Raw genomic sequence first — 17,565 nt, forward strand, 5'->3', positions numbered from 1 at the left:
AGCGTGCCGGTCGCCGCGGCGATCGGGAACCCCTCTTACCGTGGTGACTGTCATCGCAGAACATGATGAGCACCGGAGGGTCCATGTTCGAGCCCGCGCAGCTGCGCACCTTTCTGGCCGTGGCACAGACGCTGAGCTTCACGCAGGCCGCGCACCGGCTCGGGCTGCGGCAGTCGACCGTCAGCCAGCACGTACGCAAGCTGGAGGAGGCGGCCGGCCGGCGGCTGTTCGCCCGCGACACCCACGGTGTGGAGCTGACCGAGGACGGCGAGGCGATGCTCGGCTTCGCCCGCACGATCCTGGAGGCCAACGAGCGGGCGGCCGGCTTCTTCGCGGGCACCAGGCTGCGCGGCCGGCTCCGCTTCGGCGCCTCCGAGGACTTCGTGCTGACCCGGATGCCGGAGGTGCTCGAAGGGTTCCGCCGGGAGCACCCCGAGGTCGATCTGGAGCTGACCGTCGAGCTGTCGGGGATCCTGCACGAGCTGCTGGCGGCCGGGCGGCTCGATCTCGTCCTCGCCAAGCGGCGCCCGGAGGACTCGCGCGGGCGCCTGGTGTGGCGCGACCGGCTGGTGTGGGTGGGCACCGAGCGGCTGCGGCTGGATCCGGAGCGTCCGGTCCCCCTGGTCGTCTATCCGCCGCCGGCGGTGACCCGGGCCCGTGCGCTGGAGGCGCTGGAGGGACAGGGCCGGCAGTGGCGGATCGCCTGCACCAGCGGGAGCCTGAACGGACTGATCGCCGCAACCCGGGCAGGTCTGGGTGTTATAGCACATACCAGAGGCATGATCCCGCCTGGTCTGGTCCAGATCCCGCCACGTGCCGGACTGCCGGAACTGGGCGGGGTCGACTTCGTCCTCCTGCACGGCGAGCGCGATCGCGCGGCGCGGGGCCCGGCGGAGGCGCTGGCGGACGCGATCCTCGCGGGCGGTGACCGACTGCAGCTCCCGTAGCCGCGGGCCCGTTCCGGGCGGGTCGGATGATCAAGCGTACGACCAGGCGTCAGGTGCAGAGATTTGGTGCAGATATGGTCCCGGCGTCGTGATCGTCCGGCGTCGAAGTACCCGGATCATGTCCATTTTTCTTCGAAGTAGCCCGATTTCTTCGCTTGGCCAGTTCCGGTAGCGACGGGTTCACGCCGTGGTACGGCACTGCCGGATGCCGTCCCCGTGGGGTACGGTCGCGGCCTTGTGAGCAACACCACGAGGAGCTGGGTCATTGCGCGAGTTCACCGTCCCGCCTTTGGCGACCGCGCCCCGGGTCGGCGGGCTGGCGGATGCCGTCTACGACCACGCCGAGGCCGACCCCGGACACATCGCTCTCGGGCGTAAGGACGACGCGGGGAACTGGCAGGACGTCACCTCCGGACAGTTCCGCGACGAGGTCATCGCACTGGCCAAGGGCCTGCTCGCGCAGGGCGTCCGGTTCGGTGACCGCGTCGGGATCATGTCCCGTACCCGCTACGAGTGGACCCTGTTCGACTTCGCGCTGTGGTCGATCGGCGCGCAGTCCGTACCGCTGTATCCGACGTCCTCGGCCGAGCAGGTCTTCTGGATGCTGCACAACGCGGGGGTCTCGGCGTGCCTGGTCGAGCACGAGGACCACGCGATGACCGTCGGCTCGGTCATCGACCGGCTCCCGCAGCTGCGCAAGCTGTGGCAGCTGGACGCCGACCCGGTGGCCGAGCTGACCGCGGCCGGAGCGCACATCGAGGACGACGTGGTGCACCGGCACCGGATGGCCGTCACCCCGGACGCCATCGCGACGATCATCTACACCTCGGGCACGACCGGCCGCCCCAAGGGCTGTGTCATCACCCACGCCAACTTCATGGCCGAGGCCGACAACATCGTCATGCGCTACGAGACCGTCTTCACCTCGAAGCCGGGCGACGAGGCCGCGACGCTGCTGTTCCTGCCGCTGGCGCACGTCTTCGGGCGGATGGTGCAGGTCGCCGCGGTCCGCGGCCGGGTCAAGCTGGGCCACCAGCCCGAATTGGCGGCCCGGGCGCTCCTGCCCGACCTCCGGGCCTTCCGACCCACCTTCATCCTCGCGGTGCCGTACATCTTCGAGAAGGTCTTCGCCGCGGCCCGGCGGCAGGCGGAGACGGACGGCAAGGAAGGCCCCTTCGACAAAGCCGTCGACATCGCCGTGCGCTATGCCGAGGCGCAGGAGAACAAGGCGTTCGGCACCGGCTCCGGCCCCAGCGCCGCGCTGCGGATGCAGCATCAGCTCTTCGACAAGCTCGTCTACAGCAAGGTCCGTACGGCGATGGGCGGCCGGATGCGGTACGCCATGTCCGGCGGTTCCGCGATGGAGCGCCGACTGGGGCTGTTCTTCTGCGGCGCCGGCGTGCGGATCTTCGAGGGCTACGGCCTGACGGAGAGCACCGCGGCCGCCACCGCCAACCCGCCCGAGCGGACCCGCTTCGGCTCCGTCGGCACCCCCATCCCCGGCACCACCGTGCACATCGCGGAGGACGGCGAGATCTGGCTCTACGGCGGCCAGGTCTTCCAGGGCTACCACAACGACCCCAAGGCCACCGACGCGGTACTGCACGACGGCTGGTTCTCCACCGGTGACCTGGGCGCCCTCGACGAGGACGGCTATCTGACCATCACCGGGCGGAAGAAGGAGGTCCTGGTCACCTCCGGCGGCAAGACGGTCTCGCCGGTGGGCCTGGAGGAGCGGGTACGGGCGCATCCGCTGGTCGCCCAGTGCATCGTCGTCGGCAACGACCGGCCGTTCATCGCCGCGCTGGTGACGCTGGACCCGGAGGCGGTCGCGCACTGGCTGGCCATGCGCGGCAAGCCGGAGATGCCGCCGACGGATCTGGTGCGCGACCCGGACCTGGAGACCGAGATCCGGCGCGCCGTCGTCGCCGCCAACACCCTCGTCTCACAGGCCGAGTCGATCCGTACGTTCCGGATACTGGCCAACCAGTTCAGCGAGGAACAGGGACTGCTGACGCCGTCGCTGAAGCTCAAGCGCAAGGCGATCGAGACGGCGTACTCGGCGGAAGTGGACGCACTGTACGGGTCGTGACGGGGCGGCGGGCCGCCACGCCCCGTCCGTACCGCCTGCCGCACCTCCGCCGTACGGCGGAGCCGGGTCGTCCGCGGGCCCGACGCCGACCGCGCCGGGGCTCGGCAGACTCCGGTGCATGCCCGCTCGCCGCCTCACCCTCCTGGGCCGGACAGCCGTCCTGGCCTGCGCCCCGTACCTCACCCTCAAGCTGCTGTGGGTGCTGGGCTTCGACGTCGGTGTCGTCGATCCGCACCGCATCGGCCGCGCCGCGTGGGTCGCGGCCAACGTCTTCACGTTCCTGCTCGACGCGATCGCGGCGGTGGTGGCCCACACCCTGACCCGCCCGGCCGGCCGGCGCACCCCGGCGTGGCTGCTGCTCCTGCCGCTGTGGATGGCCTCCGGGCTGCTCGTCCCGCTGCTGACCGGCGTCGTGGGCGGCACCCTCGCCGGCCTGCTCACCGGCGCCCGCAACCCGCTGGGCTCGGGAGACTTCCTCGCCCCCTGGGTCTTCGGCGTGGTCTACGGCGGCTTCCTCGTCGAGGGCGTCACCCTGCTCGGCGCCTTCGCGGTGTACGCGCACCAGCGCTGGGGCGGTCTGCTGCGCGGCCGGCTGAGAGACCTCGCGGACACCGGCACCCGGACCGTACAGCGGATCTTCCTCGCACCGGCCGCGGTCCTGCTGGCGGCGCTGGGCTGCCTCGACGTGCTGTGGGGCGCGGGCTCGACGCTGGGCATGGGCGCCGCCCAGGCGGCCGCGGGGACCGTGATCAGCTCGGCTGCGAACTGGTCGCAGGGCCTGCTCTCGCTGCTCGCCGCCGCCGGACTGCTGCTGCTGGTCTTCCCCCGCCTGCTGCCCGGGATGCGGGTGCGCTGGCCGCTCGCGGCGGCCTGGACCGGCGGCGGCGCGGTGTTCGCCTGCGGGGGCTGCATGTGGCTGGTGCAGGCGGTGACCGACGGCCTCTCCCCCGGCGCGCCCGCCGTCTCCGGTGGGCTTCCCGGCCTGGCCGGCGCCCTGGAGCTGTGCGCCGGACTGACGGTGCTCTGCGCCGGCGCCTTCGCGCTCGGCGAACTCGGCGCCGACATGCGCGGGAATGCACAGCGGCGGATGATCGTTGAACGACCTGGAACACGAACGTATACCTAAGGATCGATCCCCCCGTGAGCAAGGTTCCGTCCATCACGCTCAACAACGGCATCGCGATGCCCCAGCTCGGCTTCGGTGTCTGGCAGGTCCCCGACGACGAGGCGGCCACCACCGTCGGCCACGCCCTGAACGCCGGATACCGCAGCATCGACACCGCCGCGGTCTACGGCAACGAAGAGGGCACCGGCAAGGCGCTCGCCGCCTCCGGCCTCCCCCGCGACGAGCTGTTCGTGACGACCAAGCTGTGGAACTCCGAGCAGGGCTACGACTCCACGCTCCGCGCCTTCGACGCCTCCCTGGCCAAGCTCGGCCTGGAGTACGTGGACCTCTATCTGATCCACTGGCCGCTGCCGTCCCAGGACGCGTACGTCGACACGTACAAGGCCCTGGAGAAGATCTACGCGGACGGCCGCGCCAAGGCCATCGGCGTCTCGAACTTCCAGCCCGCCCATCTGGAGCGGCTGCTGGGCGAGACCTCCATCGTGCCCGCGGTCAACCAGATCGAGCTGCACCCGCAGTTCCAGCAGGCCGAGTCCCGCGCCGTCCACGCCCGGCACGGCATCGCGACCGAGGCATGGTCGCCGCTGGGCCAGGGCAGGGGCCTCCTTCAGGACCCGACGATCGCCCGGCTCGCCGCGAAGCACGGCAAGACCCCCGCCCAGGTGGTGCTGCGCTGGCACATCCAGCTCGGCAACATCGTCATCCCGAAGTCCGTCACCCCCTCGCGCATCGCCGAGAACATCGACGTCTTCGACTTCGCGCTGGACGACGCGGATCTGGCCGACCTCGCCGGCCTGGACACCGGCAACCGCCTCGGCCCGGACCCGGCCACCTTCGACATGGCCTGACGGCCTCGACACGGGCCCTGGCCGCCACGCGCCACGGCGCCGTCCGCTCTTACGGACGGCGCCGTCGCCTACCCGAGTGGCGGGCTCGGCGGACGGCGGGAAGTGTGGAGGGAAGCGCCACGTGTCCCCGCGGCGCGCAGGCGGGGCCCACGACGCGCGGCGCCCCGCCCTGCTCCCCTCCCCGCCGCACGGACGCGGCAGGCGCCCCCACCGAGGAGGCCACGATGCCCGAAGTCACCTCCGCCTATCAGCCCGGGACCCCCTGCTGGGTCGATCTCGCGGCCCCGGACCAGCAAGCCGCCATCGACTTCTACGCCAGCGTCTTCGGATGGACCGGGGCGATCGGGCCCGCCGAGACCGGCGGCTATGCCGTGTGCGAGCTGAACGGCAAGCCGGTGGCCGGCATCATGGCCGCGATGGCGATGGGCGGCCAGCCCCCGCCGCCCACGGTGTGGACCACCTATCTGGCGGCGGCGGACGCCGACGCCACCTCCCAGGCCGTGAGCAGCGCCGGCGGCACGATCCTGATGCCGGTCATGGACGTGATGACGCTCGGCCGGATGTGTATCGCCGCCGACCCGACGGGCGCGGTGTTCGGCGTCTGGCAGGCGGTGGACTTCCCCGGCGCCGGCATCGTCAACGAGCACGGCGCGCTGATCTGGAACGAGCTCAACACCACCGACCGCTCCGCCGCCGCGGCCTTCTACCAGGCCGCCTTCGGCATCGAGAGCACCGCCATGGAGAGGGAAGGCGCCGAGAACTACTACGCGCTCAAGGTGGGCGACCGCCCGGTCGGCGGTATGCAGCCGATGTCCGAGCAGATGCCGCCCGACACGCCCTCGCACTGGCTGGCGTACTTCTCGGTGGCGGACGCCGACGAGACCGTCGGCAAGGTGACCGCGGCCGGCGGCGCGGCACTCCAGGAGCCCTTCGACATGATGGCCGGCCGGATGGCCGTGGTGACCGATCCGCAGGGCGCCACCTTCGCCGTGATCACCCCCAAGCCGATGGAGTAGGGATTTCGGCGCCGGGCCCCTGACTCCCGGCCCGTCCGTCCTCCTCGGCTCCCCGGCCGGCGTACTGCCCGGCCGGGGAGCCGAGCGGCGAAACGAACGGCTCCGGGCTACCGCGCGCAGGCCGTGTGCACGGTCTGCGCGGACAGCAGGAAGACGTCGGGGCGGCGGGTGACGCCGGCCGGGTCGTCGGGGTCGGCAAGGCGGGCGAGGGTGGTGCGGTCGTCCGCGTCGAGGCGGTCGCCGTAGAGGTCGACGGAGCGGGTCAGCCGGGTCTGGAGGTATCCGCGGGCCTCGGCGGAGAGCGGGGCCGGGAGGTCCAGCAGAAAACTGCGGGTGCGCGGGGTGCGCAGGCCCGCGTCGGCGAGGAAGGCGGGCCAGTCCTCGATGTCGTCGGTGGCGTCGGGCAGCCCCGTCCGCATCGCGGTGAACCACTCCTCGCCGGCCGCGTCGAGCCGGGGCTGCAGCCCCGGGCGGCCGATGCCGATGTCGCGCGGAAGGTAGCGCGGGGCGAGGCCGCCCTCGCAGACGGCGAGCAGTCCGCCGGGCCGCAGATGGCCGGCGAGCGCGGCGACCGCGGCGCGCTGGTCGCCGACGTGGTGCAGGGCCTTGCTCGACCAGATCAGGTCGGCGCCGCCGAGGGCGTCGAGCCCGTCGGGGACCTCGGCGCGATGGGTGTGGATCCGGTCGCCGAGCCCGAGGCGGACGGCCCGGGCGCGGGCCCGCTCCAGCAGCGCCTCGGCCGCGTCCACCGCGACCACCTCGGCCGCCGGGAATGCCTGGGCCAGCAGGCAGCTGACGACGCCCGGCCCACTGCCGACGTCGAGCACCCGGCGCACCCCGTCGGGGCCGGTGCCGGCCACGCCGGTGAGCAGCTCCCGCAGCCAGGCCGCGATCTGCTGGTGGAGCGGTGTGTGCAGTTCGGCGCCCCGTTCGAGGATCGGGCCGAGCGCCGCCCAGTCGATCTGCGCGCTGTCGTGGCGGGCGTGCTGGTGCCCGGGTCCGGTGCGGTCGTGGTCGGTCATGACAACGAGCCTCCGTTACCGGTGACTCCGGTGCAATCTCCCCTGACGTCCCGGCAACCCCGGATTTCGGCGGGCCGGGAGGTGATCGTAGGGTCTTGGCCCGTGGCTACTCCGGGATGGGTGCCGCCGACGGATACCGAGCGGCGGCTGTGCGAAGCGACGGCGCGTGGTGACGTGGACGGCCAGGTCGCCGCGGTCGCCGGCGAGGACCTGTATTTGGCGGCGCCGCAGCCGGGGCAGGACCCGCTGCCCGTCTACGACGACCCGGTGACGGGTGGCAGGTGCATTCCCGTCCTGACCCGCGGCATGCTGCCGCCCTGGCAGCCGCAGCAGTTCTTCGACCGGGTCTCGCTGGAGGAGCTGGCGCAGGACTGGCCGAACGACAGATGGCGGCTGGCGATCAACCCGGGGACGCCGTGCGCGGCGTATCTTGCCGCCGTCCCCCAGGCGCGCGCCGGCTGGCTGCGGCTGCGCGCCCAGGTCGGGGTGCGGCCCGGCGGTCTGCTGGTCACCCACTTCGGGGGGCCGCTGCACGGCCCGGTGGCACAGGGTCTGGCCTGCGGCGCGCCGCTCGCGGTGCACCACAGCGTGCCGTGGAACGAACTCGGTACCGCCTTCCTCGACCACGCTTCGGACGCCGGGACGCTGAACGACCAGTGGTCGGTGACCGACCCCGCCGGCTGGCAGCAGCGCCTGGACCAGCTCCTGGCCGGGCAGTTCGTACCGGCCGACACCGAACAGGCCCTGCGCGCGCGGGCGGCGGCGGACCCGGAGAAGGAGAACGAGAGCGCCGACCGGGCGCCGGAGGTCCCCGAACTCGTCACCCGGTACGAGGAGCGGTTCCGCGCGGACGGGCTGCTGCCGGGCGACGGCCGGGTGGTGTCCCTGCTCGCGCTGGATCTCGTGCACGCCGTCAACCTCGTCCGCTGGGGCCTGGGCGCCCGGCTGTGCGCGCCGCCGCAGGCCGAGCAGGCGGTGCAGCGGGTCGGCGCGCGGGCCAGGGAGGTCTACGGCTCGTGGGCGGAGTTCGCCGCGGGCTATCTGCTGGGCCGGATGCTGGCGTTCGACCACGGCTGGTTCGGCCCGCAGTACGCCGAGGCGGCGCATCTCCACCGCGTGCTCACGCAGGACCCGTCCTCGCCGTGGCAGGTGCTGCCCTTCGCGTGAGCGGGCGGGCCGCGGCCGGTGGTCCATACGGGGGACGTGGACGGGGAGAGCTGACGGGGAACGGTGCGAACCGGGACCGTGAGGAGTGCCCACCGCCGGATGCGACGCCGCCCCGGGCGGGCGGTGGCCGCCGGCCGTCCCCGGACAGTCCCGGCGCGGGGGATGATGCACGACATGACGACGAGAGGACGGACGACATGGGCGACAGCGGCACGCGCCGGGGGATGAACCGGACGCTGCTGGACCGCGCGCTCGGCGCGGCCGGGCCGAAGCCGCCGGCCGCCCGGCCCACCTGGGCCCAGTGCCGTACCGCGCTGCGCCGTACGCCGCTGTCCGTCTGGCACGACGATCTGACGGACTGGGCGGCGAGCCTGACGTACTACTCGGTGCTGGCGCTGCTGCCGTCGCTGATCGTCACGGTGTCGCTGATCGGGCTCGCCGACCCGGCGGCCACCGAGCAACTCATCAACCAGATCAGCGCGATCGCCCCGGCCGAATCGGGTGCGACCGTCCGCCGGGCGCTGATCAGCATGGCGCACCAGCGCACCGCCGCGTGGGTGGTGGTGGGCGGTGCCCTGGCCAGCGCCCTGTGGTCGTCGTGCAGTTATCTGGCCGTGTTCCGCCGGGCGCTGCACGCCATGCACCGGACGAAGGACGACCGGCCGCCGTGGCGCAAGGCGCCGCGGATCCTGGTGACGGCGCTGCTGCTGATGGCGCTGCTGATCAGCAGTGCGGTGGCGCTGCTGGTGAGCGGGCCGATCGCGACCGCGCTGGGCCGGGCACTGGGGTTCGGGGAGGCGGGCGAGGCCACCTGGAACCTGCTGAAGTGGCCGCTGCTGCTGGTGTTGGCCACGGTGCTGGCGATGGTGCTGTTCCGCTCCGGGCCGCCCAGTTCGCGCGGGGTGCGGCGGGCGGCGCCCGGTGGTGTGGTCGCGGTGCTGCTGTGGCTGGTGTCGTCCGCGGGCTTCGCGCTCTACGCCTCGTACGTCGGCACCTTCAACCGGCTCTACGGCTCGCTGGCCGGGCCGGTGGTGTTCCTGATCTGGCTGTGGTTCTCCCACCTGTCGCTGCTGTGCGGCGCCCAGTTCAACGTGGAGCTGGCGCGCGCGGGCCGGGTGATCAGGCCGCGCTCGGGCGACTGACCCGCCGGCCGCCGGTCAGCGGGCGCCGTGGGCCGGGGCGATCTCCTCGATCCGCCGGGCGAGGTCGAAGTCCAGCTGGGTGATCCGTCCGCCGGCGCTGTGGGTGTTCACCGCGACGGCGAGCCGGTCGTAGCCCAGGGTCAGCTCGGCGTGGTGGTCCAACTCCTGCTGGATCCGGGCGATATGGACGACCATCACGGCGGCCGCCAGATGCCCCTGGAAGGCGTAGCTCCGGCGCAGCAGATCGTCCGCGACGGACCAGCCGGGCAGCTCCGCGAGGCGGTCCTCGATCTCCTGGGCGCCGAGCGGTGCGGGCCGAGCGTTCACGGTGTTCTCCTCGCGCGATAGGGCGACTGCCTCATGTCTTCAGCCTGTCACGGCGCGGACGCTTCCGCCGGGTGCCGCGGCTTCCCCGTCCGGCCGTCGGAGTGAGACGCAGACCATATAATCGGCGCTGACGGCCGATCAGCTCTGCTTCACCCGGCACTTCGGAGATCAGCTTGGCAGCTTCCAGCCTTCCGGAACCTGATCAGGAATGCTTCTTCATCGCCCCCATCGGGGAAGAGGGTTCGGACATCCGCAACCGCTCCGACGGCATCCTTGAATTCATCGTGCAGCGCGCCGCACAGGAGATAGGTCTCACGGCGGTCAGAGGAGATCAGATCGCCGAGCCCGGGCAGATCAATCTTCAGGTCCTGGACCATATTCTGCGGGCGAAGGTGGCGGTGGCCGATCTCACGGGACTCAACCCCAATGTCTTCTACGAGCTGGCGGTGCGGCACACCGCCAAGCTGCCGGTGGCGCTGATCGCGGACAAGTCCTGCGACCTGCCGTTCGACATCGCCCAGATGCGGGTCATCCTCTTCGACCACACCGATCTGCGCAGTGCGGACAACTGCCGGCAGCAGATCGTCACCCATCTGAATCAGGCATTGACCAGCGGCAATTCGGAGAGCCCGATCTCCACCACCCTCGACGTGCAGTCCATGCAAATGGGCAGTCCCGTGGAGCGGAGCGTGGCCGAGATGGTGACCAGTGTCGAGGAGATCGCGCGGATCCAACGCCATCTCGCGGTGGATCTGAACCGTATCGCGCAGGGGCGGAAGGAAACGGAGCGCGAGGATTTCGCGCTGCGCTACGCCCTCAAGAAGCTGAAGACCCTCCGCGAGAACATCGGCGAAATGAATCAGAGCGAGATCGAATACGTCCTGGGCCAGGCGGCCGAGGCGATCTGGTCCGCGACGTCCCCCCGCATGCAATTGAGCACCCTCAACGAGCGGACCACCGTACGCCTCCCCGAGGAGCGGACGGTTCAGCCGGACAACCTCAACTCCCTTGTTCTGGCCGAACTCCAGCAGGTGGCCTCGGCGCTCGGCATCAGGGGTACGGCCCGCATGCGGAAGTCGCAGCTGATCGCGACGATCAGGGAGATGCAGAGCAGCAAGAACTAGGGCCTGTCCGATGGGTCGGGCCCGACCAGGGCCCATCGGACAGGTCCTAAGGGCGCGGCGGGCCCGGCGAACGGGCGCCGTGCCGCGGGCCGGCGGCGCCGGGGTGCAGCCAGCCCCACCCCTTGGTGGCGGTAACCCCCCGTTCGGTCCGGGGGCGCACCGGCTGTCGGGCCGCGGGCCGGGGCGGAAGACTCGCCGGTATGACGACGGGGCTTGGGCGGCGGTCACTGGCGGGTGCGGCGCTCGCCGGGGGCTGGGCGGTGTTCTTCACGCTGGGCGACAGCTGGTGGCAGCCGGCGGTGGCCGGGCTGCTGGCGCTGGCGTCCGGGCGGGTCGCGCTGGTCACCCGTGAGACGGCGGTTCGGCGGGGGCGCCCGGTTCGGCGGGGGCGCCGCGGTCGGCGGCCGGACGAGATCGGCGGGCGGCTGTTCGGCAACCTCGGCGTCGGGATGTCCTACGGCTGGTGGACGAGCCGGTGCCTCGGCACCCCGCCGGGTTTCGGCGGGCGCCCTCAGGTGGTGCGGCTGCCCCTTCCGCGGCTGGCGCTGGAGGGGTTCCGGCTGCGGATGGCGAGCGTCCGGGCGCTCCGCTCCCCCACGCTGCCGGCATGGGGGACGGAGGCGGTGCTGCTGCTGGCGCACATCACGCTCTATCTGTGTGCGCTGTTCCTGGTGCTGTCGCCCGGCAAGGCGCTGGTCTTCCTCCTCGTCCATCAGGGCGCCTTCGGCGTCTGCCTGAGCCGCCACAGCGGATCGGGCAGACCGGCGATCCCGTCAGGAGACCTTCTCGGGGACCGCGTCGTGCTGCGGCCGGTGGGCGGGCGGGGTCGCCGCGGCGCCCGCCTGGTCCTCCCGGCGTCCCGCACGGCGGGCCGCCATCCAGGCATAGACGAGGATGCCGGCGAAGAGGAACAGCACACCCTGGTAGATCGCGGCGTAGCCGGCCCCGGCGACGAGCCAGAAGGTGAAGCCGAAGGCCACGAGGGCGAGGGTCAGGTCCCGGGCGAAGCGGGCCGGGCGGACCTTGTCGCGGCGACCGGTGAGCAGGAAGTAGACCTGTGCGCCGGCCGCGAGGAGGTAGGGCACGGTGGCGGAGAAGGTGGTGATCAGGACCAGGATCTCGAAGACGCCGCCGCTGCCGATGAAGTAGTTGATCACCGTCAGAACACTGGCCAGGACGGCCGCGGCCAGCACGCCGAAGGTCGGTACACCGCGCCGCTTGGTCAGGAACGCGGCCGGGAAGAGGCCGTCCTTGGCCGCGGCGTACGGGGACTGGGCGCTCATCAGGGTCCAGCCGTTGAGCGCGCCGATGATCGAGACGACGGCCGCGCCGGCGATGAGCGTGCCGCCCCAGTGGCCGCCGAACATCGCGTCGACCGCGTCCGAGAACGGCGCCTTGGAGTTCACCAGCTTGTCGTGCGCGACGGTGCCGAAGACGGCGAGGGTGCCCAGGAGGTACACCACGGCGGCACCGACGGTGCCGAGGACGGTGGCCCGGCCCACGTTCCGCTCCGGGTCGCGGACCTCGCCGGCGCTCATCGCGGCGGACTCCACACCGACGTACGAGTAGAGGAGGATCGCGGCGGCCGCCGACATCCCGCCGACCGCGCTGCCGCCGCCGGCGTTGAACGAGCCGAGGTTGTCGGAGTCGAAGAAGAACAGTCCGACGACGGCGATGAAGAGCAGCGGGACGAACTTGAGGACGGTGGAGACCAGCTGCACGGCGCCCACATAGCGGGTGCCGGCGAGGTTGGCGAGGGCGGGCAGCCAGAGCGCGCCCAGCGCCACCACGAGATCGGTACCGGCCGAGGCGCGGCCGGGGAAGAGGACGTGGACATAGCCGACGGCGGCGACCGCGAGGGCCGCGTTGCTGACCCAGGTCATGGTCCAGTACGACCAGGCGGAGAGGAAGCCGGCGAAATCGCCGAACGCCTCGCGCGCATAGACATACGGGCCGCCGGTGTCCGGGTGGCGCTCGGCGAGCCGGCCGAAGACCAGGGCCAGCGCGACGGCGCCGATCGTCAGGACGCCGAAGGCGACCAGGCTGACGGTGCCGAACGGGGCCACCGAGGCCGGCAGCAGAAAGATGCCGCCGCCGATGATATTGCCCATCACCAGGCAGGTGGCTGTCAGCAAGCTCATCCGAAACGGCTGCTTGGCTTGATTGTGCAGGTCAGAGCCGGTCTCGGGGTCCTGAGCGGCAGGGCTGCGGTGCATGGATCGCGCGTCTCTCGTCGTGCCGGTGCCCGAGGTCGCCGGGCCATAGCACATGGTCACTGCCTGGGGGCCGGCTTCAAAATCGCCGGTAATGCTCCGGCCGCGGGCGCCTCGGAGCGAAGGATCTTCGGCCCGGCGGGCACCCGACAGCAAGGCCCACCCGGACCGCTGCCTCCGGGCGGCGGGCCCGGCGCGCGTTCAGCGGTCGTCGCACTCGTCGAGCCCCGCGATCGCCTGCGCCCGCTCGGCGGGGTACTCGCCGGCGCCGGGCACGGCGAGCGCCGTCCGGAACTGCTCGCGCGCCTCGGCGAGGCGTCCGGCCGCGGAGTAGGCGCGGCCCAGCCGGGAGCGGATGTCCATCTCCAGCCGGTCGTACTGGGGTTCGGTGAGCGGGGACAGCGTCCGGTGCCGGGAGAGGGCCTGGTGGTGCAGGGCCGTGGCGGCGCCCAGGTTTCCCTCGCCCTGCTCCGCGGTGCCCAGTCGGGTCAGGACGATCGCGTGCAGGAGGACGTCCCCGCCCCGCTGCGCCTGCTCGGCCGCGTGACGGTACAGGGCCTTGGCCGCACCGTAGCGACCGAGGTCGAGATGGACCCCGGCGGCGTTGGCCAGGGCCATCCCGATCACGCGGGGCCGGCCGTTGGACTCGGCGTGGGCGCGGGCGGCGGCGAAGCAGTCGAGCGCCTCCTGCGAGCGCTGCCGGGTGTGGTGGACGGCCCCGAGGAGGGAGAGGCCCATGGCGGCCAGCCAGTCGTCGTCGAGCCGCCCGGCCAGCTCCACCGCCTCGGTCAGCGGGGGAATCGCCTCATCGGCCCGGCCCAGATTCAGGTCGGCGGCCCCCAACCCGCCCAAGGCCACGGCCTCTTCACGCCGTTCGGCCCGGCGGCGGCTGAGGTCCAGCGCCTCGGCGAACCGGGCCCGCGCCGGGGCAATGCGCCCCTGGTAGATGTCCGCGATGCCCAGGCAGTTGCGCAGTGCGGGGGCCATCCGCCGGTCGGAGGCCCGGTCCGCGTGCGCGAGCGCGCTCTCCAGGGCCGTCCGGCCCTCGTGGTTGCGGCCCCGGCGGATGAAGTAGTCGCTCAGGGCCTCGGCGATCCAGCAGGCGTAGTCGGCTTCGCCGAGCGCCGCGGCGTGCCCGACCACATCGGCCAGCTCCGCGCCGACCGCGTCCAGCCAGCCCTCGGCCTCCTTCCAGTCCGCGAACGGCGCCCCGCCGGGTCGCGGCCCGGTGGGAAAGCCGCCCGGGCCCCAGTCGCTGGTGGTCCGGGCCGCGTCCAGGTAGAGGCGGAGGGCGGCGGTGCGCGCCGCGCCGGCTTCGTCGGGCTCGGCCTCCGCGAGCCGCCGTGCGTGCACCCGTACCAGGTCGTGCAGGCGGTAGCGGCCCGGACGGGGCTGCTGCACCAAGCTCGCGTCGACCAGGCTCTCCAGGATCCGCTCGGCGTCCCGGGGCGCGCGGTCCAGCATGGCCGCCGGGGTCAGCGCGTCGAACTCGACGGTCGGCGACAGGCCCAGGGTGCGGAAGGCGAGCCGCTGCTCCGGCGTGAGCTGGTCGTACGACAGGCGGAAGGCCGCCTCCACGCTGCGGTCCCCGGCAGTGAGCTCGCCCAGGCGGTGCTCGTCGCCCGCCATCCGCTCCACGAGGTACGCCAGCGTCCAGGCCGGACGGGTCTGCAGCCGCGCCCCGGCGATGCGCAGGGCCAGCGGCAATCCGTCGCACAGCCGCACCAGTTGACGCATCGCCGCCGGCTCCCGGTCCGCGCGCGGCTCCCCCACGATGTCCCTGAGCAGGGACAGTCCCTCACCGGTCTCCAGGGGCTCCAGGGTGACCCGCCGGTCGGCGTCCAGCCCGGCCAGCCGCTGCCGGCCGGCCACCAGCACCGTGCTGCCCGGCCCGGCGGGCAGCAGCGGACGGATCTGCCGCGCGCCGGGCACATCGTCCAGCACCAGCAGCAGCCGCAGCGGGCTGGTCGCGGCCCGCCACGCCGCGGTCAGCTCGTCGAGGTCGTCGGGCACCTCGCTGTCGGCGGCGCCGAGCGAGCGCAGCAGCCTGCGCAGCATGCGCTGCGGGGAGATCCGGTGCCGTCCGGTGCTGTGCGCCCGCAGGTCCACGAAGAGGCAGCCGTCCGGGTGGTGGGCGCGCAGCGCACCGGCCGCGTGGACGACGAGCGCGGTCTTGCCGACGCCGGCGGTCCCGTCCACCGCCACGACCGACACGGATGCGGACGGCGCGGGCGCGGTCAGCAGCGCCAGCTCGCGCTCCCGGCCGATGAGCCGGCCGGTGCCGCCCGGCAGTTCGTTGACCACGCGGCGCGTCCGGCGCGGCGCGGCCGGGCCCGCCGCCGCGCCGAGGAGCTGTGCGTCGTCCCGGCGCAGCACCGCCTGGTGCGCCCGGCTGAGTTCCTCGCCGGGATCGACCCCGAGTTCGTCGCGCAGCCGCGTGCGCATGTCCTGATAGGCGCTCAGCGCCTCGACCTGGCGTCCGCTGCCGTACAGGGCGCGCATCCGCAGCGCGGTCAGCGACTCGTCGTACGGATCGGACGCGGACAGCGCGGCCAGGTCGTCCAGGGCGTCGGCGGAGCGGCCGAGCAGGACCAGGCATTCGAGGTTCTCCCGCCGCAGCGCGCGCCGGCGCTGCGCCAGCCGCCGCCGCTCGCCCTGCGCGAACGGCCCCGGCAGCCCGGCCAGCGGCTCGTCCCGGAACAGGCCGAGCGCCTGGGCGGAGCAGGCCATCGCGGTGGCCGGGTCGTCGGACGCCCGCGCGCGCTGCACCTCGCCGAGCCGTTCGGCCAGTTCCGCCACATCGAGCCGCACCTCGTCGCCGACGAAGCGGTATCCGCCCCGGCCGCCGCGGATGACCGACGCCGCCGGTCCGGCGCCCGCCGCGTCGAGCGCCTTGCGCAGCGGGTAGACATAGCTGGGCAGTACCCGGCGCCCGGTCTTCGGCGGCTGGGCGCCCCATACGTCGGCGAGCAGCTGCTCATGGCTGACCAGCGTGCCCGCACGCAGCACCAGCGCGGCCAGCACCGCCTGCCGCCGGATCGGCCCCAGGTCCAGCGGCGTCCCGTCACGCCAGGCACGCACCGGGCCGAGCACCTCGATCCGAAGCCGCTGGGCGGATCCCCCGTCCACAGCCACACCCTCCGCCCCCGCGCCTTCGTCGGCATCACCGCGATTTCATCGGCATTTCAGCGTCTCCCGCCAGGGTTGGCAAGTCACCGCAGAGGACCGCGGGGAAGCAGGGGGAACGGCGCGGCGGGCAGGCACCGGGCGCGGCACGGGGTGCGCCCGTGACACGCCGGGCGTCGCGCCGTTCCCTCGGCGGAGATCTCCGCGGCGGCGGACGGTACGCCGTGCGTAAGTGTCACTTCCCGACCTGGAGGTCATGTTGAGCGAGCACCGCCCCACCCGCAGAAGTGTCCTGAGGGCCGTCGGCGGGGTCTCCGCGGCAGTGGCTCTCGGCGGCGCGAGCGTCCTTGCCGCGGCCTCGCCGGCCGGTGCGGCCGGCGGGCTGCGCGTCGTGGACCGCCGGGAGGACGACCCCCGCATGTGGTACTACCGCTTCGCGACCGACGCGATCGGCTGGGAACCCGCCGTCAACGTCCTGCTCCCCGACGACTACCACTCCAGCGGACGCACCTACCCCGTGCTGTACCTGTTCCACGGCGGCGGTACCGACCAGGACTTCATGACCTGGGACCGCGCGGGCATCCGCGATCTGACCGCCGGCAAGCCGATCCTCGTCGTGATGCCCGACGGCGGCCACGCGGGCTGGTACTCCAACCCGGTCAGCTCCCACACCGGCCCCCGCAACTGGGAGACCTTCCACATCGCCCAGCTGCTGCCGTGGGTCGAGGCGAACTTCCGGACGTACGCCGAGTTCGACGGCCGCGCCGTCGCCGGGTTCTCGATGGGCGGCTTCGGCGCGCTGAAGTACGCGGCCAAGTACTACGGCCACTTCGCCTCGGTGAGCGCCCACTCCGGCCCGCCCAGCCTGCGCCGCGACCTCGGCGCCGTCGCACACTGGGCCAATCTGTCCTCCGCGGCCCTGGACCTCGCCGGCGGCACGATCTACGGCGAGCCGTGGGACGAGGCCAAGGTCAGCGCCGACAACCCGATCGAGCACATCGAGCGCTACCGCGACAAGCGGGTCTTCCTGGTCGCCGGTACCAGCCCCAACCCGGTGGACCCCTTCGACCTGCTCAACGAGACCGAGGTACTCGCCGGACAGCGGGAGTTCCGGGCCGCGCTCGACGCGGCCGGCATCCGGCACGAGTCGCACGAGCAGCCCGGCGGGCACTTCATCCGCCCCGAGATGTTCACCCGCGACCTCGACGGCATCCTCGACCGGCTCCGCAAGGCGTAGGGGGCGCCACGCGCGGGCGGTCACCCCTGGTCCGGTGGTGGGACACCGTCGGGGGCGGCCGCCCGGCGCCGGGCCGGGTCCTGGGCGGGGCCGACGGGCCGTTGCGGGCCGTCGCGGGCGACACCGGCCTGTTCGAGGAGCTGGCGGAGGAGGTCGGTCCGTGCGATGTGGCCCTGCT

General features: G+C 72.9%; 13 protein-coding genes. 9 read left to right on the top strand and 4 right to left on the bottom strand.

Going from position 1 to position 17,565, the window contains the following annotated elements; translation table 11 throughout:
* Nucleotides 1-83 precede the first annotated feature (83 nt).
* The 5 genes from ACZ4NB_RS21800 (at nucleotide 84) to ACZ4NB_RS21820 (ending at nucleotide 6,029) form a co-directional block, all read left to right on the top strand.
* The gene (locus ACZ4NB_RS21800) at nucleotides 84-947 is read left to right on the top strand and encodes a LysR family transcriptional regulator (RefSeq protein WP_467663831.1); all 864 of its coding nucleotides are present in this window, start codon (nucleotides 84-86) and stop codon (nucleotides 945-947) included.
* Between the two features lie 265 nt (nucleotides 948-1,212).
* Nucleotides 1,213-3,039 carry an AMP-dependent synthetase/ligase gene (locus ACZ4NB_RS21805; protein ID WP_467663833.1) on the top strand — a complete coding sequence of 609 codons (1,827 nt, stop codon included), beginning with the start codon at nucleotides 1,213-1,215 and terminating at the stop codon, nucleotides 3,037-3,039.
* Between the two features lie 118 nt (nucleotides 3,040-3,157).
* Nucleotides 3,158-4,165: a hypothetical protein gene (locus ACZ4NB_RS21810; RefSeq protein WP_467663835.1), complete on the top strand. Its 1,008-nt coding sequence runs from the start codon at nucleotides 3,158-3,160 to the stop codon at nucleotides 4,163-4,165.
* A gap of 14 nt (nucleotides 4,166-4,179) precedes the next feature.
* The gene (locus tag ACZ4NB_RS21815) at nucleotides 4,180-5,013 is read left to right on the top strand and encodes an aldo/keto reductase (protein WP_467663836.1); all 834 of its coding nucleotides are present in this window, start codon (nucleotides 4,180-4,182) and stop codon (nucleotides 5,011-5,013) included.
* Nucleotides 5,014-5,237: 224 nt separating this feature from the next.
* Nucleotides 5,238-6,029 carry a VOC family protein gene (locus ACZ4NB_RS21820; protein ID WP_467663838.1) on the top strand — a complete coding sequence of 264 codons (792 nt, stop codon included), beginning with the start codon at nucleotides 5,238-5,240 and terminating at the stop codon, nucleotides 6,027-6,029.
* Between the two features lie 107 nt (nucleotides 6,030-6,136).
* On the opposite strand, the gene ACZ4NB_RS21825 is transcribed toward ACZ4NB_RS21820, so the two are convergent.
* Nucleotides 6,137-7,051 (bottom strand): class I SAM-dependent methyltransferase, encoded by a 915-nt coding sequence (locus ACZ4NB_RS21825; protein WP_467663840.1) that lies wholly within the window; start codon nucleotides 7,049-7,051, stop codon nucleotides 6,137-6,139.
* Between the two features lie 102 nt (nucleotides 7,052-7,153).
* Here ACZ4NB_RS21825 and ACZ4NB_RS21830 point away from each other — a divergent pair, with 102 nt between their 5' ends.
* Nucleotides 7,154-8,218: a DUF1266 domain-containing protein gene (locus ACZ4NB_RS21830; protein WP_467663842.1), complete on the top strand. Its 1,065-nt coding sequence runs from the start codon at nucleotides 7,154-7,156 to the stop codon at nucleotides 8,216-8,218.
* Between the two features lie 197 nt (nucleotides 8,219-8,415).
* Complete coding sequence (locus tag ACZ4NB_RS21835; RefSeq protein WP_467663843.1) at nucleotides 8,416-9,360, top strand: YihY/virulence factor BrkB family protein; 945 nt, start codon at nucleotides 8,416-8,418, stop codon at nucleotides 9,358-9,360.
* 15 nt (nucleotides 9,361-9,375) lie between these two features.
* Here the strand turns inward: ACZ4NB_RS21835 and ACZ4NB_RS21840 are convergent, their stop codons facing one another.
* Complete coding sequence (locus tag ACZ4NB_RS21840) at nucleotides 9,376-9,687, bottom strand: 4a-hydroxytetrahydrobiopterin dehydratase (RefSeq protein ID WP_467663844.1); 312 nt, start codon at nucleotides 9,685-9,687, stop codon at nucleotides 9,376-9,378.
* 173 nt (nucleotides 9,688-9,860) lie between these two features.
* Between ACZ4NB_RS21840 and ACZ4NB_RS21845 the strand changes: the two genes are divergently transcribed.
* On the top strand, nucleotides 9,861-10,811 hold the full coding sequence (locus tag ACZ4NB_RS21845) for a Rho termination factor N-terminal domain-containing protein (protein WP_467663846.1): 951 nt from the start codon (nucleotides 9,861-9,863) through the stop codon (nucleotides 10,809-10,811).
* A gap of 773 nt (nucleotides 10,812-11,584) precedes the next feature.
* Here the strand turns inward: ACZ4NB_RS21845 and ACZ4NB_RS21850 are convergent.
* Together ACZ4NB_RS21850 and ACZ4NB_RS21855 are read right to left on the bottom strand one after the other, a co-directional pair.
* Complete coding sequence (locus ACZ4NB_RS21850; RefSeq protein ID WP_467663848.1) at nucleotides 11,585-12,952, bottom strand: amino acid permease; 1,368 nt, start codon at nucleotides 12,950-12,952, stop codon at nucleotides 11,585-11,587.
* A gap of 273 nt (nucleotides 12,953-13,225) precedes the next feature.
* Nucleotides 13,226-16,153 carry an AfsR/SARP family transcriptional regulator gene (locus ACZ4NB_RS21855; RefSeq protein WP_467663850.1) on the bottom strand — a complete coding sequence of 976 codons (2,928 nt, stop codon included), beginning with the start codon at nucleotides 16,151-16,153 and terminating at the stop codon, nucleotides 13,226-13,228.
* A 253-nt stretch (nucleotides 16,154-16,406) separates the two neighbouring features.
* On the opposite strand from ACZ4NB_RS21855, the gene ACZ4NB_RS21860 reads away from it, so the two are divergent.
* Nucleotides 16,407-17,387 (top strand): alpha/beta hydrolase, encoded by a 981-nt coding sequence (locus ACZ4NB_RS21860; RefSeq protein ID WP_467664029.1) that lies wholly within the window; start codon nucleotides 16,407-16,409, stop codon nucleotides 17,385-17,387.
* Nucleotides 17,388-17,565 lie beyond the last annotated feature (178 nt).

The sequence above is a fragment of the Streptomyces sp. NPDC026575 genome (assembly GCF_055567415.1).